The sequence below is a fragment of the Stenotrophomonas indicatrix genome (assembly GCA_041545745.1).
Taxonomy (GTDB): Bacteria; Pseudomonadota; Gammaproteobacteria; order Xanthomonadales; family Xanthomonadaceae; genus Stenotrophomonas; species Stenotrophomonas indicatrix_A.
Window position 1 is genome coordinate 4,465,175 of record CP168152.1, and the last position, 12,817, is coordinate 4,477,991.

Below are 12,817 nucleotides of genomic sequence, written 5' to 3' on the forward strand. Positions count from 1 at the left end.
CGCGACACCGTCATTTGCGACAGGCCTCGGGACTGCTCGGCTATCGCATTCGTTCGTGTATCTGCCGGGAAATGCCCGGAAACCACTGGCCAAGCCAGTAACCGAGGCCGATTGCGAGCAGCACGCCGGCCAGAATGATCAGCACCCTCAGCCAATGTGACAGCCGCATCAGATCCATGGCATCAAGCATGCGCACACCGATGCGCTAGCGCCATCGGACTACGTTCAAATTGCCAGCGGAGGTGCTGTGCTGATTCTGATATTCCTCTCTCTGCTGCTCGGTGCCGGTTTGGTGCGTTGGCATCCTCGAGCAGCCACTTTGTTCGCCCTTCCAGCAATCGCGGCGCTGACCACCAGCGTTTCACCGGTGACGCAGAAGCTGCTCGATCGTACCCACAGCCTGCCAACGATGGCGCCGGAGGAGACGGGCCGGAACACGCTCATCGTGCTGCTCGGTGCGGGCATCCAGGGCAATGGTCATCAAGCGCGGCCTGGGCTGGGCGGATACAGTCGGCTGCTGACCGCAGCGCAGCGCTTCCATCGCTGCCGGCAACTGGACGGAACCTGCAGGGTGCTGGTCAGTGGCGGTGCACCGTCTCCAGGCCTGGACAGCGAAGCCAATGTCTATGCGCGCGAACTGATTGACCTGGGCATCCCTGCCGCCGCCATCCTGCTGGAGGACGCCAGCGCGAACACCTGGCAGAACGCACGCAACAGCAGCGCGCTGATCGCAAAGGAGCACGCATCCCACGTGCTGCTGGTGACTTCTGGCCTGCACCTGCCGCGCAGCCTGCTCTACTTCCGGCACTTTGGCGTGACCGCCGAGGGGGTGGCCAGCGATCAGATCCGTGCCATGCCCGGCTGGCTTCCCTCAACCTTCAATCTACTGCTGGTCGAAGTGATGCTGCACGAGCGCATCGGCGTGCTGCGCTACCACGCCTACAACAGACTGGGGTGGAACGAACCGCCGATGCCCCCGACCCACCTCAATCCGCAGACAACCACCCACGCATCGCCGCACTGACTTCATCCGGCTTTTCCATCGGTGCCAGATGCCCACAATCGGGCACCACCACCAGCTGCGAATGCGGCACCAGCGCGTGTATCTCTTCGCTCACCGCCAACGGCGTGATGCGGTCGTTCGCACCACAGACGATCAGCAGCGGATCGCGGTAGCCGGCCAGCACGTCGTGGCCGTCGCTGCGTTCCAGCGCGCTCTGGCGCAGGAATACCTCCGCACCCAACCGCGCGGTCATGTCGCGCACACGCTGCACCAGCACGTAGTCGTCCAGCCGCGAAGCATCGATGTAGCTGCGCATCAGCACATCGCCAAAGCCATGGAATTTCCCCGGCAGGCGCACGCTGGCACGCTGGCTGCGGCGCTGTTCGGCACGTTCCGGGGAGTCGGCATGGATCGAGGTGTCGATCAGGGCCAGCTGCAGTACACGCTCCGGCGCCGTGCGCAGGATCTGCTGGGCGACGAAGCCGCCCAGTGAGAAACCGGCCAGCGCAAACCGTTCCGGCGCCTGTGCCAATACATCCTCGGCAACGGCCTGCAGGGTCTCGCCGCGGGTCTGGTCGCCCACGGTGCAGTCGGCGAGATCAGCCAGGTCGGCCAGCTGCGCGCGCCAGAGTTCGGCATCGTTGAGCAGGCCGGGGAGGAGGAGCAGGGGAATACGGTCGGTCATCCGGGTATTGTGGCGCCTTCAAACCCACAACACGACCAGACACCGATGGCCGATCCCTACAACAGTGGCACTCCCACCACCTCCGCAGCGCGCTTCGATGATTCGATGGTGACCACCGCCTTCGAGCTGCCCGGCTACCGCATCGTCCGCAACCTGGGCGTGGTGCGCGGCATCACCGTGCGCTCGCGCTCGATCGTGGGCAACTTCCTCGGCGGTATCCAGACGATCTTCGGCGGCAACATCACCATCTACACCGAGCTGTGCGAGCAGGCGCGCGAGGAAACCTATCGCGACATGGTCAAGCACGCGCGGCAGCTGGGTGCCAGCGCGGTCATCGGCATGCGCTACGACGCCACTGATGTGATGACCGGGCTGACCGAAGTGCTGTGCTATGGCACAGCGGTGATGGTCGAGCCGCTGCGTTGAATCCGATGTTCCGCCGGGCATGGCCCGGCGCTACCGTCAGGGTGACGGTCACACCACCGGCGGTACCTCGGGTACCTCCACCTGCTGCACCGGCAGCGTCACCATCATCACCGTCGGGTCGTCCGGGTCCAGTTTGGTCTTGAAGCCCAGGCTCTGGCACATCGCCAGCATGGTGCTGTTCTCGCGCAGCACCTGGCCTTCCACCACGTCCAGGCCCAGCCACTTGGCGTACTCGATCATGATCGCCATCAGGCGCCAGCCGATGCCATGGCCCTTCAGGTCCGAGCGGATCAGGATGCCGTACTCGCCGCGGTGATAATCCGCATCGGCATGCAGTCGCACCGCACCCAGCATCTCACCGGTGCGCGGCTCAATGGCCACCAATGCGATCGAGCGCGCGTAGTCCAGCTGGGTCAGGCGGGCGATGAACTCGTGGCTGAAGTGCTTGACCGACTGGAAGAAGCGCAGGCGCAGATCCTCATCGCTGACGCGCGCGAAGAACGCGCGGAACAACGCGTCATCTTCCGGCCGCACCGGGCGCACGAAGGCGCGACCGCCATCGGACAGTTCGATGGTGCGCTCCCACTCCTTCGGATACGGGAACACGGCGAAGCGCGGATGGCCACGCCCTTTGTGCAGGATGCGCGACGGCGCAACGGCCACGCGCGCGTCCAGCGCCAGGATGCCCTTGCTGTCGACCAGCAGCGGGTTGATGTCCAGCGTGCGCACTTCGGGAATGTCTGCTGCCAGCTGCGCCAGCTTGACCAGCGCCAGCGCCAGCGCGCGCTCGTCGGCCGCTGGCACATCGCCGTAGGCCTTGAGAATGCGTGAGGCCCGGGTCTGGCCGATCAGCTCGTGGGCCAGGCGCAGGTCCAGCGGGGGCAGCGCCAACGCCTTGTCATTGATGACTTCCACCGCCGTGCCACCACGACCGACCACGATCACCGGGCCAAACGTGGCGTCGTCGGCGATACCGACGATGAGCTCGCGCGCCTTCGGGCGGACGATGGTCGGCTGCACCAGCAGGCCGTCGATGCGGGCATCCGGCCGCAGCTGCCGTGCACGGGCAAGGATCGCCTTGGCCGCGCTCTGCACCGCAGGCAACGTCGCCAGGTTCAGGCGCACGCCATCCACTTCGGATTTGTGCGGAATATCGGGCGACAGGATCTTCAGCGCGACGGTCGCGCCTCGCTCCAGCAGCGGTTGCGCCAGGTCCATCGCCTCGTGCGCATCGCGCGCGTGCATCACCGGCGCAGAGGGGATGCCGTAGGCCTTCAGCAGTTCATGGGTGGCCAGTGGATCCAGCCAGCCTTGACCGTTGGCCAGCGCGGCCTCGACCAGCGCACGTGCACGCACGGTGTCCACGCTGAAGTCCTGCGGCAGGCTCGGCGGCGTTTCCATCAACGCGTTCTGTGCTTCGCGGTAACGCACCAGATGCTGGAAACCGCGCACGGCTTCGGCTTCGGTGGGATAGGTCGGCACGCGTGCCGCGTTGAGGGTAGCGGTGGCCTGATCGTCGTTGCCCAACCACACCGCGAATACCGGCTTGTCGCGGTGATGGCGCGGGCGCAGGCCGAGCGTGCGGGTCAGCGCCTGCGCGGCATCGGCCGAGGAAGTGAACGCCGTGGGCACATTGACCACCAGCACCGCATCGTTCTCGTTGTCGGCCAGCAGTGCCTCGATGGCCGTGGCATAGCGATCACCATCGGCATCGACCACGATGTCGACCGGGTTGCTGCGCGACCAGCCCTGCGGCAGTACCGCATCGAGCTTCTGCACGGTGCTGTCGGACAGCTGCGCCAGCGTGCCATGCAGGGCGATCAGCTGGTCCACCGCCAAGTGGCCGACACCGCCGCCGTTGCTGAGGATGGCCAGGCGACGCCCGGGGAAGGTACCGAGGCGGCCCAGCGACTCGGCTGCGGTGAACAGTTCGTCCAGCGCACTCACCCGCAGCAGACCGGCACGGTTGAATGCCGCGCCGTAGACATCATCGGCGCGCGCCAGTGCCTGCACGTGGGTATCGGCGCTGCCCGGCTGCACCCGTTCGGCACGCCCGGACTTCACCACCACCACCGGCTTGGCACGCGCAGCGGCACGTGCGGCCGACATGAACTTGCGGGCGTCCTTGATCTGCTCGACGTAAAGCAGGATGGCGCGAGTGCGGTAGTCGGTGGCGAAATAGTCCAGCAGGTCGCCGAAGTCCACGTCCATGGTGTCGCCCAACGAGACCACGGCGGAGAACCCCACCGAACGTGCCACGCCCCACTCCACCAGGGCAGCGGCGATCGCCGAGGATTCGGAGATCAGCGCGAGGTCGCCGGCCTGCGGGAAATGCGCGGCGATGCTGGCATTGAGCCGTGCATGCGGTGCGATCACACCCAGGCAGTGCGGGCCGAGGATGCGCAGGCCATGCGCGCGCGCGGCGGCCTCCACCTGTGCCCACGGCGAGCCTGGGCCCTCACCCAGATGCGCGGTGAGGATGATCGCGGCCTGCACGCCACGTTCGGCAGCGGTGCGCACAACCTGCGGCACGATGGCGGCCGGCGCGGTGATCACCACCAGTTCCGGCACCCAATCCAGGTCCTTCAGCCGCTTTACCGTGCGGATGCCATCGATCTCGGCGTGGCGCGGGTTGATCCATGCCACCTTGCCGGGGAAGCCGGTGCCGCGCAGGTTGCGCATCACTGCGCGGCCGGCCGAGCGCTCACGCGGGCTGCCGCCGATCACCGCGACCGACTGCGGACGGAACACGGACTGCAGGTGGTAGGTACTCATGTGCCTACGGTACCCAAATTCCGTGGTGATGGGGTCAGAGCCCTTCGCCTAGCGAAGGGATCCGACCCCCGCTTACAGCAGGGTGCCGTGCAGGATCATCGCGGCGATGCTGAAATAGATCACCAAGCCGGTCACATCCACCAGGGTGGCGACGAACGGGGCCGAGGCGCTGGCCGGGTCGAAGCCCAGCCGCTTGAGGATGAAGGGCAGCATCGACCCTGATAGCGAGCCGAAGGTGACGATGCCCACCAGCGCAGCGCCGATGGTGATCGCCAGCAGGATCCAGTGCTCGCCGTAGTCATGGAATCCACCGAGCTGCCAGATCACGATGCGCACGATGGCCAGGCAGCCAAGAATGGCGCCGAGCACCATGCCGGTGGGCACTTCGCGCAGGGCCACTTTCCACCAGTCGCGCAGGCGCAGCTCACGCAGGGCCAGGCTGCGGATCAGCAGCGAAGTGGCTTGGGAACCGGAGTTGCCACCCGAACTCATGATCAACGGGATGAACAGGGTCAGCACCACCGCGCGCGCCAGTTCGTCCTCGTAGTGCTGCATCGCGCTGGCGGTCAGCATCTCGCCCACGAACAGCACGCTCAGCCAGCCGGCGCGCTTGCGCAGCATCTCGAAGAAGCCGATCTGCATGTACGGCTTGTCCAGCGCTTCCATGCCGCCGAACTTGTGCGCGTCTTCGGTCGACTCTTCGATCAGTGCATCGAGGATGTCATCGACGGTGACGATGCCGAGCATGTGCTGTTGCGCATCCACCACCGGGATCGCCAGCAGATCGTGGCGGCGGATCAGCCGTGCTACGTCTTCCTGATCCATCTGCGCATCCACCATCACCGGCGGATTGACCTGGGCCACGTCCAGGATCGATTCCTCCGGCAGGCCGGTGATCAGCCGCCGCATGGTCACCACCTGCTGCAATTGCTGGTTGGCCGGGTCGAGGACGTAGATCGCATACACGGTCTCGCGCGTGCGCTCGACCTGGCGGATGTGCTGCAGGGTCTGGGCCACGGTCCAGGTGGCGGGCACGGCGACGAACTCGGTGGTCATCAGCGCGCCGGCGGTGTTCGGCGGGTAGCTCAGCAGCTTCTGGATGGTCTGCCGGGCTTCGTTGCCCAGCAGCGGAATCAGCCGCGCGCGTTCTTCTTCATCCAGCTCGTGGACGATGTCGGTGGCACGGTCGTCGGCCATCAACCCCAGCAGCGCGGCGGCGCGTGCCGGCGGCAGTGCGGCAACCAGCTCGCCACTGCGGTGCAGCTCCGGCGCCTCCAGCATCTTCACTGCACGTGGCAACGACAGCGCGGCCAGTGTCTCGGCGGCGCGCTGCAGTTCGAGCGTGTTGAGGAATTCCACCGCGTCGGCGGTGTTGTAGTTCGCCAGCGGTGCCGACAATGCTGCGGCATCGGCCACCGGACGCAGCAATTGCTTCTGGTTCATGGTGATTCGCCTTCATGGGGTGCGACATCGCGCAACGCCAACGCAGGCAAACCGTCCCGATGTCAGGCGGTGGCCATCGCTGGCGTCGACCGAGGTCGACTTCTACTGTCGCTGGACATGGGTTGGGGACTCCGGAGGGGTGTACTGACGGACACGCCGGCAGCGGCGGGCAGTCTGGACCTGCGACCGGTGCAGGTCAACCCGCCGCCGGTGACCGGACAAGGGGCCCACTGCCGTTCTCGTGCGTACACAGCCGCGCGCGCATAATGGCCAGGTGGCATCCGCCGCGCTTCCCCCCCGCCGAATGGACGCACAGCCGGCCTCCCGATGACCAGGTATTCCCATGCATAGCGGTGGTCTGGAACTGGCACTGGTGCTGCTGTTGGCCGCGGTGATCGCGGTGCCGGTGTTCAAGAAGTTCGGCTTCGGCGCGGTGCTGGGCTACCTGGCGGCCGGCGTGGTGCTGGGGCCGGATGGCCTCGGCTTCGTACAGGACGCCGACCGCATCCTCGGCGCGGCCGAGATCGGCGTGGTCATGCTGCTGTTCGTGATCGGGCTGGAGCTGTCCCCTGCCCGCCTGAAGGTGATGCGGCGCTCGGTGTTCGGTGCGGGCGCGGCGCAGGTGGCGCTGTCCGGGCTGGTGCTGGGCGGCCTGCTGCTGCTCGATCACTTCCAGTGGAAGAGCGCGCTGGTGGTGGGCGTGGCGCTGGCGCTGTCATCGACCGCGGTCGGCCTGCAGCTGCTGTCCGAGCACAAGGCGATCAACAGCGACCACGGCCGGCTGGGGTTTGCCATCCTGCTGTTCCAGGACCTGATCGCCATTCCGCTGCTGGCCGCGATTCCGCTGCTGGGTGGGGTCAAGAACGAGACGCTGCGCTGGGAAGATGCGGCTGTCGCACTGGGCGCGCTGGCGGTGGTGATTCTGTGCGGACGGCCGGTGCTGCGCCGCCTGTTCGGCATCATCGCGCGCACCCGCAGCCCGGAGGTGTTCACCGCCACCGCCTTGCTGGTGGTGCTGGGCACCGCCTGGTTCATGCAGGAAGCCGGCCTGAGCCCCAGCCTGGGGGCATTCCTGGCCGGCGTTCTGCTGTCCGATTCGGAATTCCGGCACGAACTGGAATCGCAGATCGAACCGTTCAAGGGTTTGCTGCTGGGCCTGTTCTTCATCGCCGTGGGCATGGGCATCGACCTGGACCGCATCGCCGCCGAACCGTGGATGATCGCCGCGGGCGTGGCGATCCTGCTGGTGGTGAAGTTCAGCCTGCTGTACGCCATCGGTCGCGTCGCCAAACTCAGCTCGCGGCAATCGTTGCTGCTGGGCAGCGTGTTGTGGCTGGGCGGCGAATTCGCCTTCGTGGTGTTCAACGAAGCACAGCGTGCGCACCTGCTGGGCAATGCCAATCATGACCGGCTGGTGGCGATCGTCGGCCTGTCGATGGCGATCACCCCGTTGCTGATGATCGCCCTGCTGCGCCTGCTCGGCCAGGAGAAGGCCGCGCCACGGCAAGCGGCGGAGGCCGACAAGGTGGCGCCGGACAATCGCCCGAAGGTGCTGATTGCCGGCATGGGCCGCTTCGGCCAGGTGATCGCGCGCCTGCTGACCGCGCAGAAGGTGCCGTTCGTGGCGCTGGAAGCGAACCCGGACACCGTGGCCGACCTGCGCCGCTTCGGCAACCAGCTGTACTACGGCGACCCGACCCGGCCGGAGATGCTGCGCGCCGCCGGTGGCGAGCACATCGACGTGTTCGTGATCACCGTGGACGACCCGGAAACCAACCTGCGCGCGGTGCGCATGGTGCGCCGCCTGTACCCGGACGCGACGGTGCTGGCACGCGCGCGCAACCGCCAGCATGCGTGGCGGTTGATGGACATGTCGGCCGAACCGTTCCGCGAAGTGTTCGGTACCAGCCTGGAAATGAGCGGGCGCGTGCTGACCGCGCTGGGTGTGGCCCCGAACGTGGCCGAGCGCCATGTGCAGCAGTTCCGCGAACACGACGAGACGCTGCTGCGCGACCAGTACCTGGTCTACGACGACGAGGCGGCGGTGATCCAGACCTCGCGCGATGCGCGCAACGACCTGATGCACCTGTTCGAAGCAGACGCGGAAAGCGACGACAAGTAGATCCACGCCATGCGTGGATGCTTCTCTGTTTCGCCGCACGATCATCCACGCATGGCGTGGATCTACTGAAAGCAACGTGCCGACCAACGGTCAGCACCCACCAGGGGTAGGATCCCAAGGTATTGGGGTCAGAGCCCTTTCCGCTGGAAAGGAATCCGACCCCGGACCGGTCAGCCGTTGTCGCGCAGGAACCTGGCCATCGACGATACGCCCGGCACGCGCGGCTCGAACTCGGCGGCGACGTCAATGAAGCCGCGCATCACCGCGATCTCGCGCGGGCTGCGGTTCAAGCCATCGCGCGCTTCCGGATCGGCACCAGCGCGCAGCAAGCGCTGCACCAGCAGCGGCAACCCGTGCAGGGCGGCCAGGTGCAGCGGGCCGAAGCCACGCGGATCGCGCACGTCCAGGCTCACGTCTTCATCCAGCAGGCGCTCGACAGCGGCCATTACCACCTGCTCGTCGCAGGCGGTGCCCGGTTCGGCGCGCGCGCCCAGCAGCAGCAGCAACGGCGTGACCGCACCGGCGGCGGCCTGGTCCGGCTCTGCACCGGCCAGCAGCAGGGTATCGAGCAACGCCAGCAGGCGCGAACGGTCGCGCGCACTGAAGCCATACAGGGCTGCGCAGTGCAACGGCGCCAGCTGCTGGGCATCGCCGGCATGCACGTCGGCACCGGCGGTGAGCAGGCGCGCCACGATGTCCGGCAGGCCCAGCGCCGAGGCCAGCATCAGCACGGTGACCCCGCCTGGCAGGCGGTGTTCGAGCTGCGCACCGGCGTCGAGCAGGGCCGAGACGATCTCGACCTGGCGCATGCTGACCGCCGCCGACAACGGCGTCGCACCACTGGCAGCGGCATGCTGCGGATCAGCGCCGCGCGCCAGCAGCAGGTCGACCACGGCCAGATGGCCACCACCGGCAGCACGCAGCAGCGCGGTGCAGCCCTGCGCATCGACGGCGTCGATGGCAAAGCCCAGATCATTCAGACGGCGCACGGCATCGACATCACCGGCCATCGCGGCGGCCGGCAGATCACCTTCGCGCAGCGTCCTGCGCGGCAGCGGCCAGACGCGCCAGTCCAGCCAGTCGGCCAGATCGCGACGACCGATCGACAGCGCCACGCCCAGCGGTGTCTGCCCATCGGCAGCACGCGCTTCCGGCGAGGCGCCGTGCTGCACCAGCAGCTTCAGGGCACTTTCGCGCGCCAGTGCGGTGGCCAGATGCAGCGCGGTCATGCCATGGCTGTCGCGTGCTTCACGGTCCACGCCGGTGGTGAGCAGGGCCTGCTGCAGGCGCAGCCAGCCCAGGCGCACCGCCAGTGACAACGGCGGATCACCGGCCGGCGACGCAGCAAACGGATCGGCGCCACGTTCCAGCAGTTCCAGCGCCAGCTGTTCCAGGCCACGCGCCGCTTGGTCGTGCTGCGCACAGGCGGCCAGGAAACGCGCCAGGCCACCACGGCCGGCCGGCGACAGGCCATGCTGCAGCATCACCTGCAGGGCCGGCACGGCATCGATGCCTCGCGACAGCAGGGCGAACATCGGCGTATCGGCACAGGCGTCACGCACGTACGGATCGGCACCATGGGCGAGCAGCCAGTCGACCGCGCGCGGCTCCAGCGCCAGCTCCGGTTCGAGCAGCAGGCCACCCAGTTCATCGGGCTGGCACAACCTGGCCAGTGCAGCCATGCCATCGGTATTGCCGAACCCCAGTGCCTCGCGCAGCAGGGTCAACGGCGGGCGATCGGGCAACAGGCCGCTGGCGCTGGCCGTCTCGCCGCGCTCGGCCAGGCCATCGCTGACGGCGGCGGGCAACGGGTAGGACGGGTCCAGCAGGGCGACGATCGCCCAGCGACCGGCTTCGGCGGCGTAGTCCACCGCGCGTCGACCGGCCGGATCGCTGCCGTCGGCGGCGATGCCCAGTTCCAGCAGGCGCTTGATCAACAGCGGCGAAACGTCCTCGGCCATCGTTGCCAGCAGCACCGCGTTGCGGCCGTCGGTGTCGACCGCAACCAGGTCGGGTTTGTGCGGCAGCAGATGCTCGACCACGGCCGCGCGGCCGGCACGTGCAGCTTCCAGCCACGGGGTACGGCCGAGCGCATCACGCGCTTCCAGGTTGGCACCGGCGGCAAGCAGCACGCCGATGATGTCCACGTGGCCGGCCAGTGCTGCTTCGTGCAGCGCGCTGCGGCGCTGGCGGTCACGCGCGTCGGCACGGGCCTTGTGCTTGAGCAGCAACTGCACGCCGGCTGGATCGTCGTCCTCGGTGGCGGCCGCGGCCAGCAGCACCGGGGTGCCGTCAGCCGGTTCGCTGCGGGCGCCGCGCTCCAGCAGGAAGCGCGCCAGGCGCCAGTTGCCGACCTGGCAGGCCACCGCCAACGGCGACCAGCCATCGCGGTTCAGTGCGTCGACTTCAGCGGCCGCGTCACGCAGCAGCGCAGCCACGCCCGGGTCGGAACTGCGCGCGGCGTGGTGCAGGGGCGTGTTGCCCTCACTGTCGGTAGCGCGCGAATCGGCGCCGTTGGCCAGCAGGGTCATCACTGCTTCCGGACGCCCATGCCAGCTGTCGCGGGTTGCGGCCAGCAACGGAGTCATGCCGCGGTGCGGCGCGTTCACATCGACGCCGCGGCCGATCAGCTCGCGCAGCAGGCGCAGGTCCGGCAGTACGGCGGCGAGCACCGCCAGGCTGCGCTGGTCGCGCCAGTTCGGGTCCGGCAGGGAATACGGATCGGCGCCGGCCTGCAGCAGTTGCAGCGCACGGTCGATGCGGCCGTGGCGCGCTGCTTCGTACAGGGCCGGGGTCAGCTCCTGCGGCGCCAGGGCTTCCAGCGGTGTGGTGTCGGCGACCGCGCTGAACAACGTTTCGCGATCAACCGGCAGTTCAGCGCCAAGCGGGCTGCGCAGCGAGACCAGCGGCGCCGGTGCAATGCGCTGCAGCAGCAGATGCAGCAGCGGTGACAGCAGCAGCACCGCCAGTGTCGACGGCCAAAGAGCGCTTTCCGGCAGCAGGCCCGGCCAGGTCGGCAGCACCACCAGTGCCGCCAGGGCCATCACCAGTGCGGCCACGCCAAGGCCACGCCAGGCGCTGAGGTCGCGGCCAGCCAACGCCTGCCAATGCTGGGCCAGGCCGCCATCGAGGCGCTCGACATCGTTCCACAGCGGCCAGGTGCGCCAGGCCGCCAGCAGGCCGGCGCTGACCAGCACGCTCAGGCCCAGCACCGCAGCCAGGCTGCCGCTGTCGCGCAGCGCGGCCAGCGGCCAGGCCAGCAGCAGGGCCAGCAGCAACGGCGCGGCGGTCCACAGTGCCAGCAGCGCCGGCAGGTCCTGGCCGGCGATCACCTTCGGCGGCAGCAGCGCACGGCTGCGCCGCCACCACGAAATCCCCAGCGCAAACGCCGGTTGCGCCAGGGCCGCCAGCACCGCACCGGGCAGGCCACCCAGCGCAGAACCCAGCGCCAGCAAGGCACCGAGGGTGAAGGCCAGCGACAGGGCGCGGGATCGGGAAAGCTCAGTCATAGTGGCGCAGCATCATGCTGCTCACCGACGGCGGCACCTGCAGGTAGAACCCGCGCTCGGTCAGTTCGCTGCGCACCTTGGCCGGGTCGGCCTGGGCCAGCCGGCGTTGCGCGTCCAGGGTCACTTCCAGCACGAAGACGAGCGAACCCAACGACACCGACAGCGGCGCAGGCAAAGCGCTGAAGTCATCGCGTCGGGCGAGATAGACGTAGGTGTCCGGCTTGAGTTGGCTTTTATAGACGTAGGCGTGCATGTCCACGGGACGATAACCCGGGAAGAGCCGTGATTGTGTCGGAAAGCCGACACCGGGGAAAGCCGTCACGCGACGATGGCGGCGTGATCGACGGCGTTTCCCCGGTGAGGTTCAGCAATGTGGCGACGCCGTTCAGCCAGCGCCACCGGTCGGCCGCGCTTACTTGACCTTGGCGTAGGTGCCCTTCAAGGCCACGCCGGCAACGAAGGTGCCGGCCCAGCACTCGTAGTTGGTCGCGCTCTTGAACTCGTTTTTCTTGTAGTAGCTGACGATGTCGACCACGGCGTTGGCGCCGCGCGACTTGGCACCGTCCTGCAGAGCCAGCAGCGCCGACAGGGCAACCCAGTTGCAGGCCTCGACGTCGCTCTTGTTGGCGGCGTTGGTCTTTTTGTTGGTCACGTCTTCGCCCAGGCGCTGCTGCACGCTGACCGGCTGGCCGGCCAGGTAGAAGCGCACGCTGCCGTCGATGCCGGCATCTTTGGCGGCCTGCGAACTGATCAGCTCGCGCAGGGACTGTTCGACGCGGGTATCGCGCGCCGAAGCGGTGGAAGTCAGGGCCAGCAGCGCGGTGGCAGTGGCGATCAGCAGGGTGCGGCGCATC

General features: G+C 67.9%; 10 protein-coding genes. 3 read left to right on the forward strand and 7 right to left on the reverse strand.

From position 1 onward, the window contains the following. Positions 1-40: 40 nt before the first annotated feature. Positions 41-190, reverse strand: coding sequence for a hypothetical protein (locus ACEF39_RS20355; RefSeq protein WP_500286390.1), 150 nt, complete (start codon positions 188-190; stop codon positions 41-43). Between the two features lie 129 nt (positions 191-319). On the opposite strand from ACEF39_RS20355, the gene ACEF39_RS20360 reads away from it, so the two are divergent. Then, a complete protein-coding gene (locus ACEF39_RS20360; RefSeq protein ID WP_500286391.1) occupies positions 320-1,024 on the forward strand; it encodes a YdcF family protein in 705 nt (234 codons plus the stop codon). On the opposite strand, the gene ACEF39_RS20365 is transcribed toward ACEF39_RS20360, so the two are convergent. Beyond that, on the reverse strand, positions 987-1,688 hold the full coding sequence (locus ACEF39_RS20365) for an alpha/beta fold hydrolase (RefSeq protein ID WP_500286392.1): 702 nt from the start codon (positions 1,686-1,688) through the stop codon (positions 987-989). The two genes, ACEF39_RS20360 and ACEF39_RS20365, sit on opposite strands and share 38 nt — an antisense overlap. A gap of 45 nt (positions 1,689-1,733) precedes the next feature. On the opposite strand from ACEF39_RS20365, the gene ACEF39_RS20370 reads away from it, so the two are divergent. Further along, positions 1,734-2,114 carry a YbjQ family protein gene (locus ACEF39_RS20370; protein WP_500286393.1) on the forward strand — a complete coding sequence of 127 codons (381 nt, stop codon included), beginning with the start codon at positions 1,734-1,736 and terminating at the stop codon, positions 2,112-2,114. A gap of 48 nt (positions 2,115-2,162) precedes the next feature. Here the strand turns inward: ACEF39_RS20370 and ACEF39_RS20375 are convergent, their stop codons facing one another. After that, on the reverse strand, positions 2,163-4,889 hold the full coding sequence (locus ACEF39_RS20375) for a bifunctional acetate--CoA ligase family protein/GNAT family N-acetyltransferase (RefSeq protein WP_500286394.1): 2,727 nt from the start codon (positions 4,887-4,889) through the stop codon (positions 2,163-2,165). A 72-nt stretch (positions 4,890-4,961) separates the two neighbouring features. After that, positions 4,962-6,332, reverse strand: a complete 1,371-nt coding sequence (gene mgtE, locus ACEF39_RS20380; protein WP_025877611.1) for a magnesium transporter — start codon at positions 6,330-6,332, stop codon at positions 4,962-4,964. Between the two features lie 343 nt (positions 6,333-6,675). Here mgtE and ACEF39_RS20385 point away from each other — a divergent pair, with 343 nt between their 5' ends. Continuing rightward, positions 6,676-8,454 carry a monovalent cation:proton antiporter-2 (CPA2) family protein gene (locus tag ACEF39_RS20385; protein WP_500286395.1) on the forward strand — a complete coding sequence of 593 codons (1,779 nt, stop codon included), beginning with the start codon at positions 6,676-6,678 and terminating at the stop codon, positions 8,452-8,454. Between the two features lie 170 nt (positions 8,455-8,624). On the opposite strand, the gene ACEF39_RS20390 is transcribed toward ACEF39_RS20385, so the two are convergent. The 3 genes from ACEF39_RS20390 to ACEF39_RS20400 all read right to left on the reverse strand — a co-directional run bounded on the left by ACEF39_RS20390 (position 8,625) and on the right by ACEF39_RS20400 (position 12,816). Then, the gene (locus tag ACEF39_RS20390; protein ID WP_500286396.1) at positions 8,625-11,963 is read right to left on the reverse strand and encodes an ankyrin repeat domain-containing protein; all 3,339 of its coding nucleotides are present in this window, start codon (positions 11,961-11,963) and stop codon (positions 8,625-8,627) included. After that, positions 11,956-12,216, reverse strand: a complete 261-nt coding sequence (locus ACEF39_RS20395) for a YcgL domain-containing protein (RefSeq protein ID WP_500288059.1) — start codon at positions 12,214-12,216, stop codon at positions 11,956-11,958. Before ACEF39_RS20395 ends, ACEF39_RS20390 begins: the two co-directional genes overlap by 8 nt. 159 nt (positions 12,217-12,375) lie before the next feature. Beyond that, positions 12,376-12,816 (reverse strand): hypothetical protein, encoded by a 441-nt coding sequence (locus tag ACEF39_RS20400; RefSeq protein WP_025877987.1) that lies wholly within the window; start codon positions 12,814-12,816, stop codon positions 12,376-12,378. Between the last annotated feature and the right edge of the window lies 1 nt (position 12,817).